The organism is Enterobacter sp. BNK-8, assembly GCF_048685095.1.
Lineage (GTDB): Bacteria > Pseudomonadota > Gammaproteobacteria > Enterobacterales > Enterobacteriaceae > Enterobacter > Enterobacter quasiroggenkampii.
Window position 1 is genome coordinate 137,181 of the sequence record NZ_JBLQTN010000001.1, and the last position, 26,667, is coordinate 163,847.

The following is a 26,667-nucleotide window of genomic DNA, read 5'->3' on the forward strand; positions in this document are numbered from 1 at the left end:
ATTCATGTTACGGTACAGTCTCTTAACCGCCGGGCTGATGCTCGGCGCCTCTGCCTTTGCCGCCCCGGCAGGGGATCTCCCTTTAATGCCCTGGCCTGCGAAGGTCGAACGCCCGACGACCCAGGGCGCACTGGTGATCAGCAACAACGTATCCATTAGCGTCAGCGGGGACGATCTCGGTGACGCCGTCAACCGCCTGCGCCAGCGCATCGCCCTGCAAACCGGCTGGACGCTGCAGCCTCAGGCTGAAAAGCCAGACAAACCGACTATCCGCATCGCGATTGCCAAAAAGGTGAAGCCGCAGCCTCTGCCGGACAGCGATGAAAGCTATAAGCTCACGGTGGATGCCAACGGCGTGAACATCTCTGCCAACACCCGTTTCGGTGCCTTGCGCGCCATGGAAACCCTGCTCCAGCTGATGCAGAACGGCGCGGAAAATACCTCTCTGCCGTGGGTGACCATTGAAGATTCGCCGCGTTTCCCGTGGCGCGGGCTGCTGCTCGATTCGGCACGTCACTTTATCCCGCTGCCGGATATCAAACGCCAGATCGACGGCATGGCTGCGGCGAAGCTCAACGTGCTGCACTGGCACTTAACCGACGACCAGGGCTGGCGCTTCAGCTCGAAGCGCTACCCTAAGCTGACGCAGCTTGCCAGCGACGGGCTGTTCTACACGCATGAACAGATGCGTGAGGTGGTGCGTTACGCCGCCGAGCGCGGCATTCGCGTGGTGCCGGAGATCGACATGCCGGGCCACGCCTCGGCGATTGCCGTGGCCTACCCGGAGCTGATGAGCGCGCCGGGGCCATACGCCATGGAACGCCACTGGGGCGTGCTGAAGCCGGTTCTCGATCCCACCAAAGAGGCGACTTACGCCTTTGCTGACGCGATGGTCAGCGAACTGGCGGCGATCTTCCCCGATCCGTATCTTCACATCGGCGGCGACGAAGTGGACGACAGCCAGTGGAAAGCGAACCCGGCCATCCAGCAATTTATGCGCGACAACAGGCTGGCGGACAGCCACGCGCTGCAGGCTTACTTCAACCGCAAGCTGGAAACGATCCTCGAGAAGCATCACCGCCAGATGGTCGGCTGGGACGAGATCTACCATCCTGACTTACCGAAAAGCATTCTGATCCAGTCCTGGCAGGGGCAGGACGCGCTGGGGCAGGTGGCGCAGAACGGCTACAAGGGCATTCTGTCGACCGGCTTTTATCTCGACCAGCCCCAGTCCACCGCCTATCACTACCGCAACGAGATCGTCCCGCAGGGGTTAAACGGCGTGGACGTGATAGCGGATACCGACAGCGCCCAGAGCTGGGCCTTCTCCATGCCGCGCCTGAAGGGCAAGCCGGTGGAGGGGAGCTTCACCCTGGTGAAAGGGGATGCCGGCTGGCGCGGGTTTATTGATTTTGCCGGGAAATCGCGCCGTGCGGTGCAGAACATCGAGTGGCGCGATGACAGCCAGGTGACGTTTACCGTCGATACGTGGATGGGCGAAACGCGCCCGGTCGTCACCGTCGATAACGACAAACTCTCCGGTTATTTCCTTGTCGGGAATACGCGCTACCCGATTAGCGGCACGCGTCTGGACGACGTGCCGAAAGGCGTTCCGCCCGTCGTGCCGGACGTGGCGAACCAGGCCAACCTGCTCGGCGGCGAAGCGGCGTTGTGGGCGGAAAACGTGGTGGCGCCGGTGCTGGATATCCGCCTGTGGCCGCGTACGTTTGCGGTGGCAGAGCGGCTGTGGTCCGCGCAGGACGTCAACGATGTCGACAACATGTACACCCGCCTGCAGGCGATGGACAGCTGGTCGACGGTGTCGGTCGGGCTGCAGCAGCACACCCAGCAGCAGGTGCAGTTCACACGCCTCGCCGGTAATGCCGACACCCTGCCGCTGCAGATCCTCGCTCAGGCCATTGAACCGGCGCAGTATTACACCCGTCAGCACCTGAAGTTCCAGGCCGGAAACTATCATCAGTTCGAGCCCCTCAACCGCTTCGCGGATGCGCTGAACGCCGAAAGCGCCACCGTGCGCCAGATGCACAAATGGGCGGACCGTCTGGTGAGCGATGCGGAAGACACGGAAAGCGCTGACGCTCTGCGCCACGTCTTTAACCGCTGGCAGAGCAACACCAGCGACGCGCTGGCCTTAAGCGAAAACAGCTATCAGCTGAAGGCAATGAAGCCGGTGATCCAGGAGGTGGATAAGCTGGCCTCCATTGGCCTTCGCCTGACGGATCTGGTGGCGCGTCAGGGCACGCTGGATGACAAAGAGATCGCCTCGATTCAGAGCGAGCTGGATAACGCGGCGAAGGTGCAGGACGAAGTGGTGATTGCGGCGGTCTATCCACTGGAGACGCTGCTGCGCGCCACGCGGAATCAGTAGCAAGCAACAAAAAAGGCAGCCTGGGCTGCCTTTTTTTATCGACAAAGCGAATTAACGACGAACGGCAATCGCTTCGATTTCAATTTTCACGTCTTTTGGCAGACGCGCCACTTCCACGCAGGAGCGCGCCGGGAAGGTGGCGTTATGCTCGGTGAAGAACGCTTCGTAGGTGGCATTAACGGTCGCGAAATCGTTCAGATCCTTCACGAATACGGTGGTTTTCACGATATCACCCACTTTCAGGCCAGCAGATTCAACGATAGCCTGCACGTTTTCCAGCGACTGACGCGCCTGCGCCGCGACATCTTCCGGCACCGCGCCGGTTTTTGGGTTTACGGGGATCTGACCTGAAGTGATGATCATGCTGCCCAGATCAACGCCCTGAACGTAAGGGCCGATAGCGGCTGGTGCATTTTCCGTCGCGAGTACTTTGCTCATGTTTTCTCCAGAATTACAGCGTTAAGAATGTTCCCGGCCATTATAACAGCCGGGATTTCATTACCAACCTCAATTAGTTGGCCAGCACCACATAATGAGAAAACTCTTTTTCGCAGTATTTGCATTTGAGCGCGATGTCATCGGCGCGTTTTTTCACTGCAAAGCTGGAGGAAACCGGCTCAGCATGACTGATGCAGTTGCTGTTCGGGCAAACCAGCACGTTTTCGATGCGATCCGGCAGGCTCGGGCGGGATTTGCCGACCACTTCATACTCGTCGATGCGGTTGACGGTAGCGTCCGGCGCGTACAGCGACAGCTGGTTAACCTGCTCGTCGGTCAGGAAGGTGTTCTCGATTTTAATCAGGTCCTTGCGGCCCATCTCGCCCGACGGCAGGTTCAGGCCGATGGTGATGCGCTGGTCGGTTTCGGTCAGTTTGAACAGCGTCAGCAGCTTAAAGCCCACCTGCGCAGGGATGTGGTCAATCACGGTGCCACGCTTGATGGCTTCAACCTGGAGTTTGTTATCGTGTGTCATGGTCGTCTCCCCTTACAGAGCTAATTCGCGATTCAGAACCAGTGCCAGTAACGCCTGGCGGGCGAAGATGCCGTTTCCGGCCTGCTGGAAGTACCAGGCGTGCGGCGTTTTATCGACGTCTGTGGTGATCTCATCGATGCGCGGCAGCGGATGCAGGACCTTCATGTTGTTGCGTGCGCCTTCCAGGTCGCTGGCGCGCAGCACGAACTGCGCCTTCACGTTGGCGTATTCGGACGGGTCCAGACGCTCTTTCTGCACGCGGGTCATATACAGAATATCCACGTGGCTCATCACCTCTTCGATGCTGGCATGCAGGCTCCACGCAATGCCTTTCTCGTCCAGCATGTCGAGGATGTACTGCGGCATCGCCAGCGCGTCCGGTGCGATGAAGTAGAAGCGGTTGCCGTTAAATTTCGCCAGCGCCTGGGTCAGGGAGTGAACGGTGCGGCCGTATTTCAGGTCGCCAACCATCGCGATGTTCAGGTTCTCAAGCGTGCCCTGGGTCTCCTGAATGGTGAACAGGTCCAGCAGCGTCTGCGTTGGGTGCTGGTTGGCACCGTCACCGGCGTTCAGCACCGGAATGCCGCCGGAAAACTCGGTCGCCAGACGCGCCGCGCCCTCCTGCGGATGACGCATCACAATCGCGTCGACGTAGGTGCCGATCACTGAAATGGTATCCGCCAGGGTCTCGCCTTTTTTACCCAGCGACGTGTTGCTGCTGTCCGAGAAGCCCACCACGCTCGCGCCCAGGCGGTGCATGGAGGTCTCAAAGGAGAGGCGGGTGCGGGTTGAGGCTTCAAAGAAGCAGCTCGCAATCACCTTGTGCTTCAGCAGCTCCGGTTGCGGATTGGCCTTCAGTTTTGCCGCGGTTTCCAGAACCAGTTCCAGCTCTTCGCGGCTGAGGTCGTTTATGGAAATGATGTGTTTTTGATAAAGCGGATTCATGTTTATCTCCTGACGCCGGGCAAAAAAAAGCCCCTCAAATGAGGGGCTCTGGGAATAGGTTTAGCAACGGGAAGAAAAACGGCAGGCCAGCGTCTGATTTCAGACGCGGTAAGACGTTATGTCGTACACGCTTGACCATGCTTCCTCCCGGCAAATTGTCGGGCATTATACGCAGCTCGCTTTTCGGATCAAGCGATTTAATGCACGCTTTACTCAATGCAAACGGTTCTTTATGAATATTAATTCGTTCTGAGTAAATAATTAATTTGCTTATGCACCAGCGCGGTGCGCTTCACCACCCGGGGGGCGACCCAGACAATACTGCTGCCGGCCACCACGCCTAATATTTCCGGAAGCTGGTGATAATCCAGAATACGCGCCACCGCGCGGCCATATCCGGCGACGGTATGGACAAGGATAAACTCGCTATTATGCTCGACGCTCACCACCATTTCCGAAACGGTACGTGCGGCGTCAGGGGCAGGGCGCAGTTGAGGATTCAACGAATAAATCTTTAGCCCTTTGGCATTTCGAATTTTTATGACTCCGAGCAACTTCAGCAATCGCGAAACGGTCGACTGGCTGATGCTGTCAAACCCTCTCTCCTGCAGGTCGCGGCGAATCTCTTCCTGCGAAAGATAACTCTTTTCGGCGATCAAACGCTGGCACACCGTGAGCTGCAGTTGTTCTTTGGGAGAGTACTCTTCGTAATCCATCATGTTTCCCATATCAGTTCCCGAAATAACCGGTGACACCGCACCGATCCGTAGGCCGGATAAGCGCAGCGCCATCCGGCAAATTACAACAACGCCCCCAGACTTAACGCCACCATAATCACTACCGTCAGGATCGCCAGCAGCGGCGCCACCCATTTCAGATAGCGCACGTAGGGCACCCGGGCGATAGCCAGCCCGCCCATGACCACCGCTGAGGTCGGCGTGACGAGGTTTACGATGCCGGAGGCCGACTGGTAAGCCGTGACCACCAGGTCGCGGTTGACGTTAGCGAAATCGGCAAGCGGTGCCATGATCGGCATCGTCAGAACGGCCAGGCCGGATGAAGAAGGCACAAGAAACGACAGCACGACCTCCAGCCAGTACATCACGTTGATGAACGCCACCGTGGACAACCCGCTGACCAGCCCTTCCGCGCTGTGCAAAATGGTGTGGGTAATCATGCCCTTATCCATGATAACTACGATACCGCGCGCGATGCCGATAATCAGCGCGACGCCCAGCAAATCTCGCGCGCCGTTGATAAACGTCGACGTCAGCTCCTCTTCGCTCATGCGGGCAATCAGGCCGACGAGAATCGCGCTGGCGAGAAATACTGCGGAGATCTCCGCCATCCACCAGCCCAGCACCGCCACGCCGTAAATCATCACCGCAAAGGCGAGGGCAAAAATCACCAGGATGATTTTGCGCACCGGGGTGAATTCCAGCGACTGTTCGCCTTTGTTGCCGAGGAAATGGGCGAGGTTCTCTTCCTGCTTGTCTGCAACGATCGACTGCGAGGGATCCTTGCGCACCTTGCGGGCGTAGCGCATGACCCACGCTACGCAGATGATCCAGCCGATGACCAGCAGCGCCACGCGCAGGGCGATACCGTTGGTAAAGGGGATCCCGGCGGCGTTGGCGGCGATGACCGTGGCAAACGGGTTAATGGTGGAACCCAGCGTGCCGATCCCCGCGCCGAGCAGCACGGTGGAGGCGGCGACAACCGGATCGAACCGGGCGGCCAGCATCACCGGCACCAGCAGGGTGTAGAACGGCAGCGACTCTTCGGCCATGCCGTAAATGGTGCCGCCTGCGGCGAACAGCGCCATCAGGATCGGGATCATCCACTCCTCGCGTCCGCGCAGCCGGGTGGTGACGCGCTCGATCCCGGCGTCAATCGCCCCGGTTTTGGTGACGATCCCGAGAAATCCCCCGATGATCAGGATAAACAGCGCCACGTCGATCGCCCCGGCCTGGCCGGAAACCGGATCGTACAGCCCGGCGATGGGCGCCATCAGGACGGAAACCAGCCCCTGCGGATGTGCCGCCACGTGCGCGTAGGTTCCGGCAATCGGGACTTCTTTACCGAGGGTGTCGTTCATCGCCATCTGGTACTGACCGGCGGGAACGACCCAGCTCAGCGCCGCCACAACGGCAATCAGAAAAAAGAGAATGGTGTAAGCGGAGGGAAACTTAAACTTGCCCATGATGTTCTCCTTAAACCCGGCGCACCCTCGGCGCGCCGGGCGGTGATTAGTCGCCGAGTGTCGCCACCATGACCGCTTTAATGGTGTGCATGCGGTTCTCTGCTTCGTCGAAGACGATGGAGTTCGGTGATTCGAAGACCTCTTCCGTCACCTCCAGTCCCTTCAGCCCGTACGCCATCTCGATCTCGCGGCCCACTTTGGTGTGCTCGTTGTGGAACGCCGGCAGGCAGTGCATGAACTTGACGTTCGGGTTGCCGGTGGCCTTCATCACCTGGGCGTTAATCTGATACGGCTTCATCAGGCTGACGCGCTCGGCCCAGGCTTCCTTCGGCTCGCCCATGGAGACCCACACGTCGGTGTAGAGGAAATCGGTCCCCTGCACGCCTTCTTCCACGTCGTCGGTGAGGGTGATGCGCGCGCCCGTCTCTTTCGCAATGGCGCGGCACTGCTCAACCAGCCCTGCTTCCGGCCAGAAGGATTTCGGCGCGACGAGGCGGATATCCATCCCCATCTTGGCCGCGCCCACCATCAGGGAGTTGCCCATGTTGTTGCGCGCGTCGCCGAGATAGGCAAAGCTCAGCTCCGGCAGGGTTTTGCCCGGCGAGTGCTCCAGCATGGTCATCAGGTCGGCGAGGATTTGCGTTGGGTGGAACTCGTCGGTCAGGCCGTTCCACACCGGCACGCCTGCGTACTCGCCTAGCTCTTCGACGATGGCCTGACCATAGCCGCGGTATTCGATGCCGTCGTACATGCGGCCCAGCACGCGGGCGGTGTCTTTCATCGACTCTTTATGGCCAATCTGCGATCCGCTTGGGCCGAGATAGGTCACCTGCGCGCCCTGGTCGAACGCGCCCACTTCGAAGGCGCAGCGGGTACGGGTGGAGGTTTTTTCAAAGATCAGGGCGATGTTTTTCCCGACCAGGGTTTGCTTCTCGCGCCCGGCTTTTTTGGCGGCCTTGAGCTCAATGGCGAGGTCAATCAGGTACTGGATCTCCGCCGGGGTGTAGTCCAGCAGTTTCAGGAAGTTGCGGTTTTTCAGGTTGATGGTCATGGCTAAATCCTTTTTAAAATGAGTGTTCAGTTACGAATCAACGTGCCTTTCTCGCCCGCGAGGATCTCCGCGCCGTCGGCCAGCGCGCCGATCCCGGCAATGCCATTGCAGGCTTCAACGAACTCGCGGCAGGCGGCCACTTTCGGCCCCATCGATCCGGCGTCGAACTGCATGCCCCTGAGCAGTTCCGGTGTCACCTGCGCCAGCGGACGCTGGGTCGGTTTGCCCCAGTCGAGGTACACCGCGTCGGCATCGGTGAGGATCAGCAGGGCATCGGCTTCGATCTGGCGCGCCAGCAGGGCGGCGGAGAGGTCTTTGTCGATTACCGCCTCAATGCCGCGATAGCCGTTGGCGTGTTCCACCACCGGTACGCCACCGCCGCCGTTGCAGATCACCAGGTGGTCGCGCTGGATCAGCGCCGTGATGGCGTCGCTCTCAACGATGCGCTTCGGCTGCGGAGAGGGCACCACGCGGCGGACGTAGCTGCCGTCGGCCTTAAACACCCAGCCTTTCTCCGCGGCCAGCGTTTTTGCCTGGGCTTCGCTGTACACCGGGCCGATGTACTTGGTCGGGTTGCTGAAGGCCGGGTCGGCGGCGTCCACTTCTACCTGGGTGAGCAGGACGCTCACCTCGCGCTGCGGCAGATTGTTTTTCAGCGCCTGCTGGAGCATGTAGCCGATCATTCCCTGGCTTTCCGCGCCGAGAACGTCCAGCGGGTAGGGTGTGACTTTGTCGTAGGCGCTGTTCTGCAGCGCCAGCAGCCCGACCTGCGGCCCGTTGCCGTGTACCAGCACCACGCGCCACTGCGCCGTCAGCCCGGCGATGGTGCGGGCGGCCTGCTCGATGTTCTGGCGCTGGATCTCCGCTTCAAGCGGCTCGCCGCGCTTGAGCAGCGCGTTGCCGCCCAGGGCCACAACCAGAGTGGGTTTTCGTTCCATGATGGCTCCTTTAAATTCCGTCGCGTTCCAGCGGGCAGCTCATGCAGCGCGCGCCGCCGCGTCCGCGTCCGAGTTCGTCGCCCGGGATGGGCAGCACGGTGATACCCGCTTTGTCGTACTTCTCGTTGGTCCAGACGTTGCGCTCGTAGCCGATCACCACGCCGGGGCGGATGGTCAGGACGTTGTTGGCGTCGTTCCACTGCTCGCGTTCGGCCTCAAAGGCGTCGCCGCCGGTGGTGATCAGACGTACCTGGTTAATGCCGAGCGCTTTCTCGATGGCGTGCAGCAGGTCGGTTTCCTGCGTGCGCAGCAGGCCGCCGCGTCCGTCCGGGGTGAGCGTCCAGCACTGGGCGTCTTTGCGCACCACTTCCGGGTAGACGGAGAAGGTATCCACGTCGATGTGGGTCATGACGGTGTCGAGGTGCATGCAGGAGCGGTGTTTTGGCAGCTCAACGGCAATCACGCGCTCGGCCTGACGGTGTTTGAACAGACTGTTGGCGAGAAACTCCACGCCCTGCGGCGTCGTGCGTTCGGACATGCCGATCAATACCGCGCCGCGGCCAATCACTAATACGTCACCGCCTTCTAAGGTGGCGTGGTCGTAATTAATATTCTCATCGCCGAAATACTTAATAAAATCGCCGTCGGCGAACGCCGGGTGCCAGCGATATATTGCCCGCAGGTTATTGGTTTCACGCTGACGCGCCGGTTTGGCCATCGGGTTAATAGAGACGCCGTTATAGATCCAGCAGGAGGTATCGCGGGTAAATAAATGGTTTGGCAGCGGCTTCATAATAAAATCATTCGCCGTGTGGGTATCCACCACCATATTTTTAATGGCCGCCGGAATTTCACCGTAGGTTAATCCGCCGCTCAGCCTGCGCGCCAGTTCGCGGTGCGGCATATCCGCCAGCCAGCCGCGAACGTCGCCGGCAAAGGTAGGGCCGAGGCGATAATCAGAGATTTGCGTCTCCAGCAGCCAGGCTTTCGCCTCAGCAATATCAAGGGTTTGTGTCAGAAGGTCGGTCAACAGCAGGACTTCCACACCCTGCTCGCGCAGCGTGTTTGCGAAGATGTCATGCTCCTCACCCGCCCGCTCAACCGAGAGCACGTCATCGAAAAGCAGCTCCTGACAGTTTGATGGCGTGAGACGCTTCAGACTTAAATTTGGGCGGTGCAGCATAACGCTACGCAATTGACCAATTTCAGAACCGACGTAATGCTTTTCCATAATTATTCCTTTAACTGTTTTTCAGAATAAAAAGGGCATGCGCCATGTGATGTATTTAATTTCATGGCGGCTAAGCTCAATTGATTTCGTAATTCATACTAGGCAGTTAAATAATCTGTATTGTGATGTTGCTCACGCGAAAATGGATATTAAGCGGTTTGTTTTCATTTGCATGATTCGCATCAGATAATGATTAATTGGTTATTCTGGCGAGGTGAATAGCTAAGCACTATCCGTTGTCATTATTTGCAGTTGTTAGTGTTTTGTAGAATTTCATGCTTTGAAATATTTTGTTAAGCCATTGATTTTAATTGTGTTTAAAGGCGGCGGGGAATGGCTATGCAATATTGCTAATTAACTATTTTTGGCTTAAGGAAAATCAATAAATATTTATTGAATTTAATAGCAAATTATCAAAGTGATAAAATGTGAAGCTGTAGCGAGTTTTGTTGTTAAGGCATGACGATCAGTAAGTTAGCGCAAGGCCGTGATAACAAAGAACTGAAGATATGCATAATGACTGCATAAATGCCTGCGAGGGCTTAACAGCAAATTAACACCATTCCCGATAAACATGCGTTCGCGCAAAACCCGTCTAAAAAGCGCTGGTATGGCAGCCAGGATTCTCGTATAAAAGATGAAAATGAAACGTTGTTTTATATCGAGGGTTTTCTGATGATTATCGGCAACATCCACCATCTGCACTCCTGGCTGCCTGACGAACTGCGACAGGCCATTGAGCATGTTAAAGCCCACGTCACCGACGCGACGCCGCTCGGCAAGCACGACATCAACGGCAACAGCCTGTTTTATCTGGTCTCTGAAGATACAACCCAGCCGTTCGCCGAGCGTCGCGCCGAGTACCACGCGCGCTATCTGGATATTCAGATCGTGATGAAGGGACAGGAAGGAATGACATTCAGCACCCTGCCGCCCGGCACGCCGGACACCGACTGGCTGGCGGACAAAGACATCGCCTTCCTGCCGGAAGGCGAGCAGGAGAAAACCGTGGTGCTGAGCGAAGGGGATTTTGTGGTGTTCTGGCCGGGTGAGGTGCACAAGCCGCTGTGCGCGGTGGGGGCGCCTGCTAAGGTCAGGAAAGTTGTGGTGAAGATGCTTGTAGAGTAACCCTTACCCCTCACCCTAACCCTCTCCCCACAGGGGAGAGGGGACTGCTCCGAGCCGTCTTTTCCCCTTCGCCCCACAGGGGAGAGGGCCGGGGTGAGGGGGGGCAATATGTGATCCAGCTTAAATTTCCCGCACTCCCTCTGCATCTCTCATTTACCTGCGCTTTTCCTGCGTCATAGTATGATCGTTAATTTAACGAACGCTGTTCTATAATGTAGAACGAAATGATTCAGCAAGGAGATCTCATGCCGCAGTCCGCGTTGTTCACGGGAATCATTCCCCCTGTCTCCACTATTTTTACCGCCGATGGCCAGCTCGATAAGCAGGGCACCGCCGCGCTGATCGACGATCTGATCGCGGCAGGCGTTGACGGCCTGTTCTTCCTGGGCAGCGGCGGCGAGTTTTCCCAGCTTAGCGCCGAAGAGCGTAAAACCATTGCCCAATTTGCTATCGATCATGTCGATCGTCGCGTACCGGTCCTGATCGGCACCGGCGGCACCAACGCCCGGGAAACCATTGCACTCAGCCAACACGCGCAGCAGGCGGGGGCAGACGGCATCGTGGTGATCAACCCTTACTACTGGAAAGTGTCGGAAGCGAACCTGATCCGCTATTTCGAGCAGGTGGCCGACAGCGTCACGCTGCCGGTGATGCTCTATAACTTCCCGGCGCTGACCGGGCAGGATCTGACCCCGGCGCTGGTGAAAACCCTGGCCGACTCGCGCAGCAACATCGTCGGCATCAAAGACACCATCGACTCCGTTGCCCACCTGCGCAGCATGATCCACACCGTCAAAGCCGCTCACCCGCACTTCACCGTACTCTGCGGCTACGACGATCATCTGTTTAATACCCTGCTGCTCGGCGGCGACGGGGCGATTTCGGCGAGCGTCAACTTTGCCCCACAGGTGTCGGTAAATCTTCTGAAAGCCTGGCGAGATAAAGACGTGGCGAAAGCGGCTGAGTATCATCAGACCCTGCTGCAAATCCCGCAGATGTATCAGCTGGATACGCCGTTTGTGAACGTGATTAAAGAGGCGATTGTGCTCTGCGGCCGCCCGATCTCCACGCACGTGCTGCCGCCCGCGTCACCACTGGACGCGCCGCGCAAGGCGCAGCTGAAAACCCTGCTGCAACAGCTCAAGCTCTGCTGAGCCGGACGATAACCATGACCATCGAGAAGATTTTCACCCCACAGGACGATGCGTTTTATGCGGTGATCACCCACGCGGCGGGGCCGCAGGGCGCACTGCCGCTGACCCCGCAGATGCTGATGGAATCCCCCAGCGGCAACCTGTTCGGCATGACGCAGAATGCCGGGATGGGCTGGGATGCCAACAAGCTGACCGGCAAAGAGGTGCTGATTATCGGCACCCAGGGCGGCATCCGCGCCGGGGACGGACGCCCGGTCGCGCTGGGCTACCACACCGGGCACTGGGAGATCGGCATGCAGATGCAGGCGGCGGCGAAGGAGATCACCCGCAACGGCGGGATCCCGTTTGCGGCCTTCATCAGCGATCCGTGCGACGGGCGCTCTCAGGGCACGCACGGCATGTTCGACTCCCTGCCGTACCGCAACGACGCGGCGATCGTGTTTCGCCGCCTGATCCGTTCCCTGCCGACGCGTCGGGCGGTGATTGGCGTTGCCACCTGTGATAAAGGGCTGCCCGCCACCATGATTGCGCTGGCCTCCATGCACGACCTGCCGACCATTCTGGTGCCGGGCGGGGCGACGCTGCCGCCAACCGTGGGGGAAGACGCGGGCAAGGTGCAGACTATCGGCGCGCGCTTTGCCAACCACGAACTCTCCCTGCAGGAGGCCGCTGAGCTGGGCTGCCGCGCCTGCGCTTCGCCGGGCGGCGGATGTCAGTTCCTCGGCACGGCGGGCACCTCGCAGGTGGTCGCGGAAGCGCTGGGTCTGGCGCTGCCGCACTCCGCGCTGGCCCCGTCCGGGCAGGCGGTGTGGCTGGAGATTGCCCGCCAGTCGGCGCGCGCGGTGAGCGAGCTGGATAACCGCGGCATTACCACGCGCGATATCCTCACCGACAAAGCCATCGAAAACGCCATGGTGATCCATGCGGCGTTCGGCGGCTCGACCAATTTACTGCTGCACATTCCGGCCATCGCCCACGCGGCGGGCTGCACAATTCCGGACGTAGAGCACTGGACGCGCGTCAACCGTAAGGTGCCGCGCCTGGTCAGCGTGCTGCCCAACGGTCCGGACTATCACCCGACCGTGCGCGCCTTCCTTGCGGGCGGCGTGCCGGAGGTGATGCTCCACCTGCGCGATCTTGGCCTGCTGCATCTGGACGCCATGACCGTGACCGGCCAGACGGTGGGCGAAAACCTCGACTGGTGGCAGGCTTCCGAACGCCGGGCGCGCTTCCGCCAGTGCCTGCGCGAGCAGGACGGCGTGGATCCGGATGACGTGATCCTGCCGCCGGAGAAGGCAAAAGCGAAAGGGCTGACCTCAACGGTTTGCTTCCCGACGGGCAACATCGCGCCGGAAGGTTCGGTGATCAAGGCCACGGCGATCGACCCGTCGGTCGTCGGCGAAGATGGCGTTTACCGCCACACCGGCCGGGCGCGGGTGTTTGTCTCGGAAGCGCAGGCAATCAAGGCCATCAAGCGGGAAGAGATTAAACAGGGCGATATCATGGTGGTGATCGGCGGCGGGCCGTCCGGCACCGGCATGGAAGAGACCTATCAGCTTACCTCCGCGCTGAAGCATATCTCGTGGGGCAAGACGGTATCGTTAATCACCGATGCGCGCTTCTCGGGCGTGTCGACAGGCGCCTGCTTCGGCCACGTGTCGCCGGAGGCGCTGGCGGGCGGGCCGATTGGCAAACTGCGCGATAACGATATTATCGAGATAGCCGTCGACCGGCTGACATTAACGGGCAGCGTGAACTTTATCGGCACGGCGGATAACCCGCTGACGCCGGAGGAGGGCGCGCGCGAGCTGGCAATGCGGCAGACGCACCCGGACCTGCACGCCCACGACTTTTTGCCGGATGATACCCGGCTGTGGGCGGCACTGCAGTCGGTCAGCGGCGGCACCTGGAAAGGCTGTATTTATGACACCGATAAAATTATCGAGGTAATTAACGCCGGTAAAAAAGCGCTCGGACTTTAATTATTTTCTGAGATAAAACCGTCTGCGGGAAATATTCCGCGGACGGTTTTTGCGTGTCTATGATTTATTAATTTAAACAATAAGTTGTGATATATCGTTGGCGTCACAAAAGCAAAATAACGTAATTCAGAAATAAGATATGACCATTGCTGGTTAATTGAACAGCTCATTACACTCCATTAACACGATGTTGTAATTCAGCACACTACATAAGGGTGTAATTCTGATGACGCAATTAACCATGAAAGACAAAATTGGCTACGGGCTGGGTGACACCGCCTGCGGCTTCGTCTGGCAGGCTACCATGTTCCTGCTGGCCTATTTCTACACCGACGTCTTCGGCCTGTCGGCGGGCATTATGGGGACGCTGTTTTTAATCTCCCGCGTGCTCGACGCCGTGACCGACCCGCTGATGGGGCTGCTGGTAGACCGCACCCGCACGCGGCACGGCCAGTTCCGTCCGTTCCTGCTGTGGGGCGCCATCCCGTTTGGCATCGTCTGCGTGCTGACCTTCTACACGCCGGACTTCTCCGCGCAGGGCAAAATCATCTACGCCTGCGTGACCTACATTCTTCTGACCCTGGTCTATACCTTCGTTAACGTGCCCTACTGCGCCATGCCCGGCGTCATCACCGCCGACCCGAAAGAGCGTCACGCCCTGCAGTCCTGGCGCTTCTTCCTGGCTGCGGCGGGATCGCTCGCCATCAGCGGCATTGCCCTGCCGCTGGTGAGCATCATCGGCAAGGGGGACGAGCAGGTGGGCTATTTCGGCGCCATGTGCGTGCTGGGCCTGACCGGCGTGGTGCTGCTCTACGTCTGCTTCTTCACCACCAAAGAGCGCTACACCTTTGAGGTGCAGCCGGGCTCGTCGGTGGCGAAAGATCTCAAGCTGCTGCTCGGCAACGGCCAGTGGCGGATCATGTGCGCGTTCAAGATGATGGCGACCTGTTCCAATGTGGTGCGCGGCGGGGCGACGCTCTACTTCGTCAAATACGTGATGGATCACCCGGAGATGGCGACCCAGTTCTTACTCTACGGCAGCCTCGCCACCATGTTTGGCTCGCTCTGCTCCTCCCGACTGCTGGGGCGCTTCGACCGCGTCACCGCCTTCAAGTGGATCATCGTCGCCTACTCGCTGATCAGCCTGCTGATTTTCGTCACCCCGGCGGAGCACATCGCGCTGATTTTCGCCCTCAACATCCTGTTCCTGTTCGTCTTTAACACCACTACGCCGCTGCAGTGGCTGATGGCCTCTGACGTGGTGGACTACGAGGAGAGCCGCAGCGGGCGCCGCCTCGACGGCCTGGTGTTCTCCACCTACCTGTTCAGCCTGAAGATTGGCCTGGCGATTGGCGGGGCGGTGGTGGGCTGGATCCTGGCGTACGTCAACTACTCCGCCAGCAGCAGCGTGCAGCCGGTTGAGGTGCTGACCACCATCAAAATTCTGTTCTGCGTGGTGCCGGTGGTGCTCTACGCGGGCATGTTCATCATGCTGTCGTTCTACAAGCTCACCGACGCCCGCGTGGAGGCCATCAGCCAGCAGCTGATCAAGCACCGCGCGGCGCAGGGCGAGGCCGTTCCCGACGCCGCGACAGCCGCATCCCATTAACCGGAGGCACTATGCAAATCACTAACCCTATTCTGACCGGCTTCAACCCGGACCCGTCCCTGTGCCGCCAGGGCGAGGACTACTACATCGCCACTTCGACCTTCGAGTGGTTCCCGGGCGTGCGCATCTACCACTCCCGCGACCTGAAAAACTGGTCGCTGGTCAGCACCCCGCTGAACCGCGTGTCGATGCTGGACATGAAGGGCAACCCGGACTCCGGCGGCATCTGGGCGCCGTGCCTGAGCTACGCCGACGGTAAATTCTGGCTGCTCTACACCGACGTGAAGATTGTCGACTCGCCGTGGAAAAATGGCCGTAACTTCCTCGTCACCGCGCCGTCCATTGAGGGGCCGTGGAGCGAGCCGATCCCGATGGGCAATGGCGGGTTCGATCCGTCCCTGTTCCACGACGACGATGGCCGCAAATACTATATCTACCGCCCGTGGGGGCCGCGCCACCACAGCAACCCGCACAACACCATCGTGATGCAGGCGTTTGATCCGCAGACCGGGACGCTCTCGCCCGAGCGTAAAACCCTGTTTACCGGCACGCCGCTCTGCTACACCGAGGGCGCGCACCTGTATCGCCACGCGGGATGGTACTACCTGATGGTGGCCGAAGGCGGCACCAGCTATGAGCACGCCGTCGTGGTGCTGCGTTCCAAAAACATCGACGGGCCGTACGAGCTGCACCCGGACGTGACGATGATGACCAGCTGGCACCTGCCGGAGAATCCGCTGCAGAAGAGCGGCCACGGCTCGCTGCTGCAGACCCACACCGGGGAGTGGTACATGGCCTATCTCACCAGCCGCCCGCTGCGCCTGCCCGGCGTGCCGCTGCTGGCCTCCGGCGGGCGCGGCTACTGCCCGCTGGGACGCGAGACCGGCATCGCCCGCATTGAGTGGCGCGACGGCTGGCCGTACGTGGAAGGCGGCAAGCACGCGCAACTGACCGTGAAAGGCCCGCAGGTGGCGGAGCAGCCCGCAGCCGTTCAGGGCAGCTGGCGGGACGATTTCGACGCCAGTTCGCTCGACCCGGAGCTGCAGACCCTGCGCATCCCGTTCGACGACACCCTCGGCTCGCTCACCGCGCGCCCGGGCTATTTACGGCTCTACGGCAACGACTCGCTCAACTCGACATTCACCCAGTCGACCGTGGCGCGCCGCTGGCAGCACTTTGCCTTCCGGGCGGAGACGCGGATGCAGTTCTCGCCGGTCCACTTCCAGCAGAGCGCGGGGCTGACCTGCTACTACAACAGCAAAAACTGGAGCTACTGCTTTGTGGACTACGAGGAGGGGCAGGGGAGAACCATCAAGGTGATCCAGCTCGACCACAACGTGCCGTCGTGGCCGCTGCACGAGCAGCCGATTCCGGTGCCGGAACAGGCCGAGAGCGTCTGGCTGCGGGTGGACGTGGATACGCTGGTCTACCGCTACAGCTACTCGTTCGACGGTGAGACGTGGCACGCCGTGCCGGTCACGTATGAGGCGTGGAAGCTGTCGGACGACTACATCGGCGGGCGCGGCTTCTTCACCGGCGCGTTTGTGGGGCTGCACTGCGAGGACATCAGCGGCGACGGCTGCCACGCGGACTTCGACTACTTCACCTACGAGCCGGCCTAACGGCTCAGGCCGGGTAGCCCAGCGCGCGTGAGAGCTGGAGCCCGGCCTGCTGAAGCTGCTCGCGGAAATCAGCCAGCTCTGCGTCGTCCACGCGCGAGGTCAACGTCGACAGGCTCAGGGCGGCAATCACGCGGGATTCATGGTTCCACACCGGCACCGCCACGCAGCGCACGCCCTGCTCGTTCTCTTCGCTATCCAGGGCGTAGCCCTGCTCGCGGGTCTGCGCCAGGGCGCTTATTAGGGCTTCGCGAGAGGAGAGAGTGGCGGGAGTAAAGGTGGTGTACTGATAGCCCTCCAGCAGGGCGTTCAGCTCGGTCTCGCCCAGCCAGGCAATCAACACTTTGCCGATGGCGGTGGCGTGAACCGGCAGGCGGCGGCCAATGCGCGAATAGGCGATGGCGGCCAGCTTGCCTTCAATCTTCTCGATATAAACCCCTTCACGCCCGTCCAGGATCCCCAGATGGGTGGTCTGCCCGGTCCGCTGGGACAGCTCCGTCAGCCAGCCTTTCGCCTTCTGACGAATATCGATGGAGCCCACGACAAAATGGCCGCGCTCGACCAGCTTCATGCCGAGGCGATACTTACCGTTTTCCGGGTTCTGATCGATATAGCCATGCAGCTGCAGGGTTTTCAGCAGCGAGTGGAGGGTACTCTTGCTCAGCCCCATCAGTTTGCTGATGTCGGTGATCTTAAGCTCGGTGGCCTGCTCGTTGAACAGGTCGAGGATCTGCAACGCACGTTCAACAGACTGAATAATCGGCATAATGCTGGTATGTCCACGCTGGAATTAAGGCGAAAACGTACCTTTTTCGGGGTGAAAAATCAATTAAGTAGAGCGGGTTGTGGGAGAAAGGGCATCAGGCCGCATCGTCGCCTGATTCGCCCGGCGGCGCTTCGCTTGCACGGGCCTACGGGTTGTGTAGGCCGGGTAAGCGCAGCGCCACCCGGCAAAAAGAGCGCGCAGTATCAATATTTTTGCCGGTACGTCGTTTGGCTCAGTTCGGTATAGTCAGGTTTCTTGAAAATTCAACAGCAGAAACTGACTGTACCTTCCATAAGTTGTCTTCTTTAACCATGCAGTCTATGACTATGTGGTCCTGCTTTTTACCGAATGCAATGTATACGTTGACACAGACTGGATCGGTATCCCCGGCTATGGCTGTTACATTCTGCGGCCAGTCATCGCCGATGTATTGCGCTTTTAAAAATATATCGGCCTCGTAAAACTCTTCGTCTGCATAGCGAGGATCCTGCGCGTGACGGAGTTTTTTCATTGTTGATGCTGTGACATATTTATCTATTTCGTTTCCATCAGTAATGGGAAATACGTCTTTGTTGATTTGATTTACGTACCAGCTGTTAAATTTTACAGCACGCTCAATTGGATCAGAAAGGCCAGCCGTTGCAGAGAAAGAAAATATTAAGAGAAGCGGTAAGATATTTTTCATATCAATAATGCCTGTAAAGGGTGATTTTTGGCTGTATCTTCCGATATGTCTGGCAGGGATAAAGGCTGTTCTATAATTTTCAATCCTCCGGCGCGGATAGCCGCGGCTACGGCGCGGACGCAGTACCCGGTACTTTTATGATGTGCGTGGCTGCGGGTATATGACACAGCTTCATGCTTATTCCATGACATAATTAATCCTTATTAACGAAATGCAGCAATAAGGAAATATTACGCCGATAATATACGGTGTTTTGTAATTGATAATGACCTGATATTAACCATTATCTACTCAGTAAATAATGGTTAATAAAAACATAAATTCTTATTATGGTTAATGCCTATCTGAGAAAGCGTCAGTAAAATGTATTTTTCTGCCAGACGATAACGCTGTTGTCGTTTTTAGGGTTTTCTCCCTCTCCCCCGTGGGAGAGGGCACCAGACCGCAGAGGAGTCAATCACTCCCCAAGCGTTGCCACCATCACCGCCTTAATCGTATGCATCCGGTTTTCCGCCTGGTCGAACACGATGCTCGCCGCCGACTCAAACACCTCGTCCGTCACTTCCATCCCGCCGTGCAGATCGAACTCCTTCGCCATCTGCTTGCCGAGCGTGGTCTGGTCGTCATGGAACGCCGGCAGACAGTGCAGGAACTTCACGTCCGGATTGCCGGTCAGCGCCATCATCTGCGCATTCACCTGATACCCGCGCAGCAGCGCGATACGCTCCGCCCACTTCTCTTTGGCTTCACCCATCGACACCCACACGTCGGTATAGATAAAGTCCGCGCCCTTCACGCCCGCCGCCACGTCTTCCGTCAGGGTGATTTTCCCGCCGTGCTTCTCCGCCAGCGCGCTGCACTCCGCCACCAGGCTCTCTTCCGGCCAGCAGGCCTTCGGGGCCACCAGGCGCAGATCCAGCCCGGTCAGCGCCGCCGCTTCCAGCATCGAGTTGCCCATGTTGTTGCGCGCGTCGCCCGCGTAAACCAGCGTCATCTCGTTAAACGCCTTGCCCGGCAGGTGCTCCTGCATGGTCAGCAGGTCCGCCAGCAGTTGGGTTGGATGGAACTCGTTGGTCAGCCCGTTCCACACCGGCACGCCCGCATACTGCGCCAGCGTTTCGACGACTTCCTGGCCGTGGCCGCGATACTGAATGCCGTCGTACATCCGCCCGAGCACGCGCGCGGTGTCCTTAATTGATTCTTTATGCCCAATCTGGCTGCCGCTCGGCCCTAAATAGGTAACGCGCGCACCCTGGTCAAATGCGGCAACTTCGAAAGAGCAACGGGTACGGGTCGAGTCTTTTTCGAAGATGAGCGCGATGTTTTTACCGGTAAGTTTCTGTACTTCCTTGCCATTTTTCTTATCGGCTTTGAGCTGTGCGGCAAGGGTCAGCAGAGAAGTGAACTGTGCAGGGGTAAAGTCGAGCAATTTCAGAAAGTGTTTCTTGTACAGATCAGACATTTTATCCTCACATGGCGAACGCCACTTATTGAATTAAAATTCACTTTATATGTGTAATTATTCATTTGCAACCCCGTTTCACAAATCTTTCCAACAAAGGTGGAGGCAAACCCGTCCGTGTGTGAAAATAGAAGTATCTGCCGCACTTTAAAGAGGATTGAGCCATGGCAAACCCGGAATTACTGGAAGAGCAACGCGAAGAGACGCGTCTGATTATTGAAGAGCTGCTGGAAGACGGTAGCGATCCGGACGCGCTGTACACCATCGAGCACCATTTCTCTGCGGATGATTTCGACGCGCTGGAAAAAATGGCCGTGGAAGCCTTTAAGCTAGGTTACGAAGTGACCGAGCCGGAAGAGCTGGAAGTGGAAGAGGGCGACACCGTCATCTGCTGCGATATCCTGAGCGAAGGCGCGCTGAAGGCGGAGCTGATCGACGCGCAGGTAGAACAGCTGATGAACCTGGCCGAGAAGTTTGACGTGGAATACGACGGCTGGGGAACCTACTTCGAAGATCCGAACGGTGAAGACGGCGAAGAAGGCGACGACGAAGATTACATCGACGAAGACGACGACGGTGTGCGTCACTAAGTGATTCAGGCGGTGGCCCGCGCCACCGCTTTTTCAAGGCAGAACCATGGATTACGCGCAGATACTCGCCCCCGTACTCAACTTCCTCCAGTGCCCGACCCCGCAAGCATGGATTGATAAAGCCCGCGACCCGGCGAACCTGCCGCTGCTGCTCACCGACCACATGGTGTGCGAGCTCAAGGCCGCCCAGACCGCGCTGTTACTCGTGCGTAAATACGTCGCCGACGAAAGCGGTGCAGACGCGCTGCTCGACTGGCTCAAACCCTACGAACTGTTCACCTTCCGCGACGGCCCGGAGCCGGACTTCATCGCCCTGCACAAGCAGATTGGCAAAAGCGTGATGCCCAAAACCGACGACCCGTGGGGTCAGGCGCTCATCGACAGCATGGTGCTGTTGATTAAAGAGGAGCTGCACCACTTCTGGCAGGTGCGCGAGGCGATGCTGGCCCGCAACATTCCGTACGTCAAAATCACCGCCAGCCGCTACGCCAAAGGGATGCTGAAGGACGTGCGCACCCACGAACCGCTGACGCTGATCGACAAGCTCATCTGCGGCGCCTACATCGAAGCGCGCTCCTGCGAACGCTTCGCCGCGCTGGCCCCGTTCCTCGACGACGACCTGCAGAAGTTCTATCTCTCGCTGCTGCGCTCGGAAGCGCGCCACTATCAGGACTACCTGACGCTGGCGCAGCAGGTGAGCGACGACGATATCTCACCGCGCATACAGCTTTTTGGCGAAATTGAAGCCACACTTATCTCGACACCGGACCACGAGTTTCGCTTCCACAGCGGCGTGCCGGTGTAAACCGGCATAGCGAAAGGATAAGGATGCGAGATGAATAAAACGTGGACCCGTATTGTGATTGTCGTCATTGCGGCTGCCGCCGTGGCGTTCTGGGTATTCTTCGATAAGCAGCGTGCCCCCGAACACCAAATTGATACCACTCTCAACGCGATGCCCGCCTGGCAGGTGATTAAGGAGCAGGAGCCCGCGCTGCATCAGCGCATCCTCGACCAGATGGCCGCCCTGCAAAAAGCGGGCGAGCCGGAGCAGCAGATTATCGACACCATCCAGCCGCAGATCCTGCATCTGCAGATGACGCGCCTGCAGAACGCCCCGGACGCCAACGTGGTGAACTACATGACCATCAACATGGAGCAGACCGCCGCCATTCAGAAGGTGAGCGACGACGCCTGCTTCCGCTTCCTCTACCCGATGGTGAAGGGCGGCGTGAACCCGATGCGCATGCTGGATAAAGACCTGATGACACGGCGCATGCAGGCCGACGCCGACATGATGCGCGCGGCCTACGGCAAAAACCGCCACACCGTGACCTCGGCCGAACGCGAGGCGGCCGTCGAGGATGTGCGACCGATAATGAAGGCACTTGCCGATAAGTATGGCGAGGACATCCAGCTGCTGCAGATGCCGGAGAAGGCGGTGGGCAAAGAGAAGCTCTCCTGCGATATGGTGCAGGAGATGTGGGCGAAGGTGCTGGCGCTGCCGGAGCAGAAGGCGGCGAGGGTGATACGGCTGGCGGTGTCTGAGCTGGAGTGACAAAGGGCGCTGGTTTTTTGGGCACTTAGCGCGGGTTTAGCGCGTCGTCGCTTGCATGGCGGCGCGCGACAGGTATAATCCACAACGTTTCCGCATCCCCTTCAGTGCCGAAGTGGCGAAATCGGTAGACGCAGTTGATTCAAAATCAACCGTAGAAATACGTGCCGGTTCGAGTCCGGCCTTCGGCACCAAAATCTAATCATCTTTTTAGATACTAAAACGGTAGATTTACCTTGACTTTAAACTAGAAAGTCTTTTCATGATTTTGTTCATTACCAAAAAAATACTCTTGGTAACTGTGTATTTTCCTTCCTGAAGAATAATATTCTATAAGTTCCAGAGGATCTTGATATAAGCATAGTATGGGTGGAAACTCCTCATCTAAAAATTCCTTAATGCTTATATTGAGGTTTTTTTGTTTAGAAGACATATGAACTCTCTTAATAGGGCCGCTTTGGCCAGGGAAAATAAATATGTTTTTTATGGATTTCGCTTCTTTCTCAATTATCGATAAAGCTTTTGCATAATAAAATTGTTTTATAATATCCTGTAAGCTCGGAGAGTTATTGATATTTGTTGCTGCATAGTATTTTGCATCAATAATAATGAAATCTCCATTTTTTTCCAAAACAATATCTGTGCGTTGTCCTTTAGATGAGGCCATTATGTAATTTCCAGATATATTATAAACGGGGGCTAAAAGTTTATGATTAATGCTTTTTTTAAAATCTAAGCATGCACTTAGCATTTCTTCCCAAATATTATGAAATTCTTTAACCCCAATAGCCATGTTGCCTTTTCTATTGTTTGCTTGATTCATTAAATATTGCTTTAGCAAGTTTAATAAATAAATATCTCTATCAAAATAAGTCTTTCGTAACGCCTCATCAATAATTAATATTTTTTCCTCTATGCTATGTTGTGATAGTGGTGTATTGAGTAATGTTTGCTCAACATTATGTCTGTCAAATGATATTAACCAACCAAATGATTCAAATAATTCTTTTATTATTTCAGCATGAATTTTTGTTATGCTATTATTAGTATCAACTATTTTCTGTGCCCCTATCCATTCTAAATAATATGGGACATCTTTATCTAGATAAGCAGAGCAGCTATTTATTGTTTTTTTCCAATTTATTTTGGATCTATTTCTGGTATTTTCTGTTCTATATTTCTTAAATAAACCATTGAGAATGAAATCATCAAGTAATGCTAAGATTAAAGCGAGAGATGATTCACCTATAGTTCCTTCTTCATCTAGAGCTTCAGTTATCATTCTGGTTGATGAATTGAAATATTTATTTAAAGAAAGAAGTAAAGACCTTGAAATAGAACCCTGATTATTAGCTTCTTTAGAGTTTAAATTTTGGATGTGGCTGTTACGAGGAAAAAATATATTGATATTATTATTCAAATAGACAATGCCAACGAAATGTATTTTCTCTTGCCCTGGCATTAGTAAGCCATTATCTTTAAAATAATCAACAATCGCAGATGGAATATAAGTTATGGGCGTTCGGTCAACATAGAATCTAAAATTTTTCATGACTTAAAATCCGCTACTACTTGAGTTGATCAGTATTTGTTCTTCTATACTTGCATTAAAGATTGGAATGCCATTTTTAAATGCATTATATATTTCCCCAAAAGTATTGAAACTTGCGGTATTGAAAATAAAATTCCTTTTTCCATGACGCAATACATCATCCCAAATATAAACTAAAACTTTACTAGCAAAAGATTCTCTTGCCGAGTCGATAGAATTTATCTCAACACTATTGAGGAAATATTGTCCAAGAAGACGGTCCTCAGGAATATTCAAAGATTTTAGTGTATTGTTAATAATTGAAGCCATATCCTTCCATGATATGCTAACGATAGAGACTAAATCATTACCGCTATTCACTTCTAAAGGAATTATACCATCTGCAGCAGCATTTAAATCTATTAAGAGGTATTCAAACTGCCAGCGACGCTTAAAGGCAGTATCCATAGGCATTACTGCCTGATCACTGCTATTCATAGTAGCTAATATGCTTAAATTAGAAGGGATATAAATACTATCTATTTTATTATTTATTCGTCCATTAATGTAATCAAGCATATCAGGATCTGATATGTCAACGTTGTATTTACTTCTTCCTGATTCATCTCTGTCAAGTAATTGGAAAATTTCACCAAATACAGCAGGTGCTTGAGCTCTATTTATTTCCTCAATAATTAAAAATACATTTTCCAATTGATTGTTCAGTGCTTGAATTAATGCTTTAGTAAATGGGCCAGCGCGGAATTCATAAGTAATTCGTTTAATTTTATCATCATCAATGTAGGTTTTAGGTTTCAACGAACCAACAAAATCTGAGTATTGCATATCAGGATGAAAAACTGTCCGTATGCATATTTTGTCTTTGGTTATTTCATTAATTTTATGGCTTTTCCCTGTACCGGGAGCTCCATAGAATATTTTATTAATAGATAATAATGAGCTATTATTTGAAGTAACAGTAATTTCTTCATCAGAAGGCATTTGATTTTTAAGGTAATCAATAGTCGTCTGTAGTTTTTGCGGTGTTAAATCGATAGTCTTTTCGTGATAAATATCATTATTAACTACGGTGATTATTTTATTTAGGAGTGCAAACAACGGTAAGGTCTGTACTGTAGATAATGCATTAATAACCTTATCTGTAATATATTCTGGGAAAAGATCTCTCCAGTGACTTTCATTGTAATTTGGATACTTTGAAAACTCAGATAAGTTATCTTTGATATTTTCTAAAACAGATATAATCTGAGGTAAAGTGATGGCGAAATATTTTGCTCCATTTCGTCTACCGGTATTTGAAAAAATAAAACTAGGGGCAACTTGTCCGTAAGATATACTCATTTCACTTGATAGATTTGAACAATCAATGACTAATTGTTTGATAGTTGTATTTGGCATAAAATTCCCATTGCATGTAGTTATATACAGCGTTATCATACCGGGACAAAAACCGGATAAGTTGGCTTTAAGGTATGTTACAAAATCAGGCTGAGTATATCAAAAAACTAAGGACTTGCTTAGGGTTAAGTCTTACTGATTTTTCAATATTACTTGGATTAGGTACGGCAGGGGAACGAACTATCAGGGGATGGGAGTCTGGTGAACACTCGCCATCGAGGACTAAATGGCAAGACATAATGCAACTGGAAACTGACATGAATTCTAAGCTTACAAATGCTCCCTTTAAACAAAAACCACTTAATGAATGCGACTTTTCTTTTATCGACTTGTTTGCAGGCATTGGTGGTATACGTTTACCTTTTCAGCTGAACGGTGGACATTGTGTTTTTACCTCTGAATGGGATAAGTTTGCGCAAAAAACATATGCTGCGAATTTTGGTGAAATGCCCAGTGGAGATATCACTAAAATTTCAGCTCAGGAAATCCCCGATCATGATATTTTATTAGGTGGATTTCCTTGCCAAGCTTTTTCTCAGGCGGGGCTAAAACAGGGGTTTAACGATACGCGCGGCACCATGTTTTTTGAAATTCAGAGAATTCTTGCTGAAAAAAGACCTAAGGCATTTCTTTTAGAAAATGTTAAACAGTTACAGGGGCATGATAAAGGAAACACACTACGTACTATCTTGTCAATTTTACGAGGTGAATATACCCAAGAGATACCCGATCATATTCCTATGAGTCCCGATTCTCGGCGTGCTTTGTCTCACAGGCTCAATTATTGGGTAGATTATAGAATCCTTCGCGCCGCAGATTTTGGTATTCCTCAAAATAGAGAAAGAGTTTTTATTGTCGGTTTTGATCGTGATTATTTCAAAGGCGTTGATTTTAATAGTCATTTTAAATGGCCTGATGCTCCAAAAACCAAAACTTCTTTAGGTAATATTCTCCATTCTGATGATGAGTTAAATATTTTATCTCAAAAGAATGGAAAAGATGCCTATACTATTTCTGATAGGTTGTGGGAAGGCCATCAAAAAAGAAAAGAGGAACATAAAAATAAAGGGAATGGTTTTGGGTATTCCCTATTTAATAAAGAAAGTGAATATGCTAACACAATTAGTGCCCGTTATTATAAAGATGGTTCTGAAATATTAATAGACCAAGCGCATATTGGTAAAAACCCTAGAAAATTGACTCCAAGAGAATGTGCTAGACTTCAGGGATTTCCTGAGAGTTATATTGTTGATGAAGTATCGCATGGGCAAATTTATAAACAATTCGGCAATTCTGTTTGCGTAAAAGTGGTTGATGCTGTGGCAGAAGAGCTCATTTCAACATTAAAAAATGCAGAAAAAATACTCATAGATAAAAATGTAATGGTTTCGAACTTTGATTAAGTTACAGGCCAAGATTTCATTATTCTTGGCCTGT

At 54.7% G+C, this 26,667-nt stretch carries 25 protein-coding genes, 1 tRNA gene and 1 pseudogene; 12 read left to right on the forward strand and 15 right to left on the reverse strand.

The window, feature by feature from the left end:
• Positions 1-4: 4 nt before the first annotated feature.
• Positions 5-2,389, forward strand: coding sequence for a beta-N-acetylhexosaminidase (locus ACMGGU_RS00675; protein WP_395299756.1), 2,385 nt, complete (start codon positions 5-7; stop codon positions 2,387-2,389).
• A 51-nt stretch (positions 2,390-2,440) separates the two neighbouring features.
• Here the strand turns inward: ACMGGU_RS00675 and ridA are convergent, their stop codons facing one another.
• The 4 genes from ridA to ACMGGU_RS00695 form a co-directional block, all read right to left on the reverse strand.
• Positions 2,441-2,827: a 2-iminobutanoate/2-iminopropanoate deaminase gene (ridA, locus tag ACMGGU_RS00680; protein ID WP_008501391.1), complete on the reverse strand. Its 387-nt coding sequence runs from the start codon at positions 2,825-2,827 to the stop codon at positions 2,441-2,443.
• A gap of 73 nt (positions 2,828-2,900) precedes the next feature.
• Positions 2,901-3,362 (reverse strand): aspartate carbamoyltransferase regulatory subunit, encoded by a 462-nt coding sequence (pyrI, locus tag ACMGGU_RS00685; RefSeq protein WP_045908062.1) that lies wholly within the window; start codon positions 3,360-3,362, stop codon positions 2,901-2,903.
• A 12-nt stretch (positions 3,363-3,374) separates the two neighbouring features.
• Positions 3,375-4,307 carry an aspartate carbamoyltransferase gene (pyrB, locus tag ACMGGU_RS00690; protein WP_420300161.1) on the reverse strand — a complete coding sequence of 311 codons (933 nt, stop codon included), beginning with the start codon at positions 4,305-4,307 and terminating at the stop codon, positions 3,375-3,377.
• 34 nt (positions 4,308-4,341) lie between these two features.
• Positions 4,342-4,446 carry a pyrBI operon leader peptide gene (locus ACMGGU_RS00695; RefSeq protein WP_022646880.1) on the reverse strand — a complete coding sequence of 35 codons (105 nt, stop codon included), beginning with the start codon at positions 4,444-4,446 and terminating at the stop codon, positions 4,342-4,344.
• On the opposite strand from ACMGGU_RS00695, the pseudogene ACMGGU_RS00700 reads away from it, so the two are divergent.
• Positions 4,426-4,543: pseudogene (locus ACMGGU_RS00700) on the forward strand (hypothetical protein). The gene ACMGGU_RS00695 and the pseudogene ACMGGU_RS00700 sit on opposite strands and share 21 nt — an antisense overlap.
• Before the next feature lie 3 nt (positions 4,544-4,546).
• Here ACMGGU_RS00700 and ACMGGU_RS00705 read toward each other — a convergent pair.
• From ACMGGU_RS00705 to arcA, 5 genes are all read right to left on the reverse strand, one after another.
• A complete protein-coding gene (locus ACMGGU_RS00705; protein ID WP_039024059.1) occupies positions 4,547-5,026 on the reverse strand; it encodes an arginine repressor in 480 nt (159 codons plus the stop codon).
• 80 nt (positions 5,027-5,106) lie between these two features.
• Positions 5,107-6,510 (reverse strand): YfcC family protein, encoded by a 1,404-nt coding sequence (locus tag ACMGGU_RS00710; protein ID WP_045908063.1) that lies wholly within the window; start codon positions 6,508-6,510, stop codon positions 5,107-5,109.
• Positions 6,511-6,556: 46 nt separating this feature from the next.
• Entirely contained in the window at positions 6,557-7,561 is a 1,005-nt protein-coding gene (gene argF / locus ACMGGU_RS00715; protein WP_008501386.1) for an ornithine carbamoyltransferase, read from the reverse strand.
• 26 nt (positions 7,562-7,587) lie between these two features.
• Positions 7,588-8,499, reverse strand: a complete 912-nt coding sequence (gene arcC / locus ACMGGU_RS00720; protein ID WP_063616378.1) for a carbamate kinase — start codon at positions 8,497-8,499, stop codon at positions 7,588-7,590.
• Between the two features lie 10 nt (positions 8,500-8,509).
• A complete protein-coding gene (arcA, locus tag ACMGGU_RS00725; protein WP_008501384.1) occupies positions 8,510-9,730 on the reverse strand; it encodes an arginine deiminase in 1,221 nt (406 codons plus the stop codon).
• Between the two features lie 675 nt (positions 9,731-10,405).
• Between arcA and ACMGGU_RS00730 the strand changes: the two genes are divergently transcribed.
• From ACMGGU_RS00730 to ACMGGU_RS00750, 5 genes are all read left to right on the forward strand, one after another.
• Positions 10,406-10,858 carry a YhcH/YjgK/YiaL family protein gene (locus ACMGGU_RS00730; RefSeq protein WP_048027963.1) on the forward strand — a complete coding sequence of 151 codons (453 nt, stop codon included), beginning with the start codon at positions 10,406-10,408 and terminating at the stop codon, positions 10,856-10,858.
• Between the two features lie 245 nt (positions 10,859-11,103).
• Complete coding sequence (gene yagE, locus ACMGGU_RS00735) at positions 11,104-12,012, forward strand: 2-keto-3-deoxygluconate aldolase (protein ID WP_048027964.1); 909 nt, start codon at positions 11,104-11,106, stop codon at positions 12,010-12,012.
• A gap of 14 nt (positions 12,013-12,026) precedes the next feature.
• Entirely contained in the window at positions 12,027-13,994 is a 1,968-nt protein-coding gene (gene yagF / locus ACMGGU_RS00740; protein WP_420300162.1) for a xylonate dehydratase YagF, read from the forward strand.
• 226 nt (positions 13,995-14,220) lie between these two features.
• A complete protein-coding gene (locus ACMGGU_RS00745) occupies positions 14,221-15,603 on the forward strand; it encodes an MFS transporter (RefSeq protein ID WP_023293405.1) in 1,383 nt (460 codons plus the stop codon).
• An 11-nt stretch (positions 15,604-15,614) separates the two neighbouring features.
• On the forward strand, positions 15,615-17,225 hold the full coding sequence (locus ACMGGU_RS00750; protein ID WP_420300163.1) for a glycoside hydrolase family 43 protein: 1,611 nt from the start codon (positions 15,615-15,617) through the stop codon (positions 17,223-17,225).
• Between the two features lie 4 nt (positions 17,226-17,229).
• On the opposite strand, the gene xynR is transcribed toward ACMGGU_RS00750, so the two are convergent.
• The 4 genes from xynR to argL form a co-directional block, all read right to left on the reverse strand.
• Entirely contained in the window at positions 17,230-17,988 is a 759-nt protein-coding gene (gene xynR / locus ACMGGU_RS00755; RefSeq protein ID WP_395299760.1) for a DNA-binding transcriptional repressor XynR, read from the reverse strand.
• A gap of 232 nt (positions 17,989-18,220) precedes the next feature.
• On the reverse strand, positions 18,221-18,673 hold the full coding sequence (locus ACMGGU_RS00760; protein ID WP_023315303.1) for a DUF3828 domain-containing protein: 453 nt from the start codon (positions 18,671-18,673) through the stop codon (positions 18,221-18,223).
• A gap of 457 nt (positions 18,674-19,130) precedes the next feature.
• Positions 19,131-20,135, reverse strand: coding sequence for an ornithine carbamoyltransferase (argF, locus tag ACMGGU_RS00765; protein ID WP_010427327.1), 1,005 nt, complete (start codon positions 20,133-20,135; stop codon positions 19,131-19,133).
• Positions 20,105-20,200: a putative translational regulatory protein ArgL gene (argL, locus tag ACMGGU_RS00770; RefSeq protein ID WP_213014347.1), complete on the reverse strand. Its 96-nt coding sequence runs from the start codon at positions 20,198-20,200 to the stop codon at positions 20,105-20,107. Before argL ends, argF (ACMGGU_RS00765) begins: the two co-directional genes overlap by 31 nt.
• A 99-nt stretch (positions 20,201-20,299) precedes the next feature.
• Between argL and rraB the strand changes: the two genes are divergently transcribed.
• From rraB to ACMGGU_RS00790, 4 genes are all read left to right on the forward strand, one after another.
• On the forward strand, positions 20,300-20,725 hold the full coding sequence (rraB, locus tag ACMGGU_RS00775) for a ribonuclease E inhibitor RraB (protein ID WP_023324077.1): 426 nt from the start codon (positions 20,300-20,302) through the stop codon (positions 20,723-20,725).
• A gap of 46 nt (positions 20,726-20,771) precedes the next feature.
• Positions 20,772-21,530 (forward strand): tRNA isopentenyl-2-thiomethyl-A-37 hydroxylase MiaE, encoded by a 759-nt coding sequence (miaE, locus tag ACMGGU_RS00780; RefSeq protein WP_420300164.1) that lies wholly within the window; start codon positions 20,772-20,774, stop codon positions 21,528-21,530.
• 30 nt (positions 21,531-21,560) lie between these two features.
• Entirely contained in the window at positions 21,561-22,283 is a 723-nt protein-coding gene (locus tag ACMGGU_RS00785; RefSeq protein WP_420300165.1) for a topoisomerase II, read from the forward strand.
• Between the two features lie 106 nt (positions 22,284-22,389).
• Positions 22,390-22,474, forward strand: a tRNA-Leu gene (locus ACMGGU_RS00790).
• Between the two features lie 53 nt (positions 22,475-22,527).
• Here the strand turns inward: ACMGGU_RS00790 and ACMGGU_RS00795 are convergent.
• Both ACMGGU_RS00795 and ACMGGU_RS00800 read right to left on the reverse strand, forming a co-directional pair.
• Positions 22,528-23,832 carry an LlaJI family restriction endonuclease gene (locus tag ACMGGU_RS00795; protein WP_420300166.1) on the reverse strand — a complete coding sequence of 435 codons (1,305 nt, stop codon included), beginning with the start codon at positions 23,830-23,832 and terminating at the stop codon, positions 22,528-22,530.
• 3 nt (positions 23,833-23,835) lie between these two features.
• Positions 23,836-25,230, reverse strand: coding sequence for an McrB family protein (locus ACMGGU_RS00800; RefSeq protein ID WP_420300167.1), 1,395 nt, complete (start codon positions 25,228-25,230; stop codon positions 23,836-23,838).
• 257 nt (positions 25,231-25,487) lie between these two features.
• On the opposite strand from ACMGGU_RS00800, the gene ACMGGU_RS00805 reads away from it, so the two are divergent.
• Complete coding sequence (locus tag ACMGGU_RS00805; protein ID WP_333781897.1) at positions 25,488-26,633, forward strand: DNA cytosine methyltransferase; 1,146 nt, start codon at positions 25,488-25,490, stop codon at positions 26,631-26,633.
• Positions 26,634-26,667: the final 34 nt, after the last annotated feature.

Coding starts and splice junctions, on each gene's coding strand:
- ACMGGU_RS00675 (WP_395299756.1), top strand. CDS start 5: ATGTTACGGTACAGTCTCTTAACCGCCGGGCTGATGCTCGGCGCCTCT.
- ridA (WP_008501391.1), bottom strand. CDS start 2,827: ATGAGCAAAGTACTCGCGACGGAAAATGCACCAGCCGCTATCGGCCCT.
- pyrI (WP_045908062.1), bottom strand. CDS start 3,362: ATGACACACGATAACAAACTCCAGGTTGAAGCCATCAAGCGTGGCACC.
- pyrB (WP_420300161.1), bottom strand. CDS start 4,307: ATGAATCCGCTTTATCAAAAACACATCATTTCCATAAACGACCTCAGC.
- ACMGGU_RS00695 (WP_022646880.1), bottom strand. CDS start 4,446: ATGGTCAAGCGTGTACGACATAACGTCTTACCGCGTCTGAAATCAGAC.
- ACMGGU_RS00705 (WP_039024059.1), bottom strand. CDS start 5,026: ATGATGGATTACGAAGAGTACTCTCCCAAAGAACAACTGCAGCTCACG.
- ACMGGU_RS00710 (WP_045908063.1), bottom strand. CDS start 6,510: ATGGGCAAGTTTAAGTTTCCCTCCGCTTACACCATTCTCTTTTTTCTG.
- argF (WP_008501386.1), bottom strand. CDS start 7,561: ATGACCATCAACCTGAAAAACCGCAACTTCCTGAAACTGCTGGACTAC.
- arcC (WP_063616378.1), bottom strand. CDS start 8,499: ATGGAACGAAAACCCACTCTGGTTGTGGCCCTGGGCGGCAACGCGCTG.
- arcA (WP_008501384.1), bottom strand. CDS start 9,730: ATGGAAAAGCATTACGTCGGTTCTGAAATTGGTCAATTGCGTAGCGTT.
- ACMGGU_RS00730 (WP_048027963.1), top strand. CDS start 10,406: ATGATTATCGGCAACATCCACCATCTGCACTCCTGGCTGCCTGACGAA.
- yagE (WP_048027964.1), top strand. CDS start 11,104: ATGCCGCAGTCCGCGTTGTTCACGGGAATCATTCCCCCTGTCTCCACT.
- yagF (WP_420300162.1), top strand. CDS start 12,027: ATGACCATCGAGAAGATTTTCACCCCACAGGACGATGCGTTTTATGCG.
- ACMGGU_RS00745 (WP_023293405.1), top strand. CDS start 14,221: ATGACGCAATTAACCATGAAAGACAAAATTGGCTACGGGCTGGGTGAC.
- ACMGGU_RS00750 (WP_420300163.1), top strand. CDS start 15,615: ATGCAAATCACTAACCCTATTCTGACCGGCTTCAACCCGGACCCGTCC.
- xynR (WP_395299760.1), bottom strand. CDS start 17,988: ATGCCGATTATTCAGTCTGTTGAACGTGCGTTGCAGATCCTCGACCTG.
- ACMGGU_RS00760 (WP_023315303.1), bottom strand. CDS start 18,673: ATGAAAAATATCTTACCGCTTCTCTTAATATTTTCTTTCTCTGCAACG.
- argF (WP_010427327.1), bottom strand. CDS start 20,135: ATGTCTGATCTGTACAAGAAACACTTTCTGAAATTGCTCGACTTTACC.
- argL (WP_213014347.1), bottom strand. CDS start 20,200: ATGAATAATTACACATATAAAGTGAATTTTAATTCAATAAGTGGCGTT.
- rraB (WP_023324077.1), top strand. CDS start 20,300: ATGGCAAACCCGGAATTACTGGAAGAGCAACGCGAAGAGACGCGTCTG.
- miaE (WP_420300164.1), top strand. CDS start 20,772: ATGGATTACGCGCAGATACTCGCCCCCGTACTCAACTTCCTCCAGTGC.
- ACMGGU_RS00785 (WP_420300165.1), top strand. CDS start 21,561: ATGAATAAAACGTGGACCCGTATTGTGATTGTCGTCATTGCGGCTGCC.
- ACMGGU_RS00795 (WP_420300166.1), bottom strand. CDS start 23,832: ATGAAAAATTTTAGATTCTATGTTGACCGAACGCCCATAACTTATATT.
- ACMGGU_RS00800 (WP_420300167.1), bottom strand. CDS start 25,230: ATGCCAAATACAACTATCAAACAATTAGTCATTGATTGTTCAAATCTA.
- ACMGGU_RS00805 (WP_333781897.1), top strand. CDS start 25,488: ATGAATTCTAAGCTTACAAATGCTCCCTTTAAACAAAAACCACTTAAT.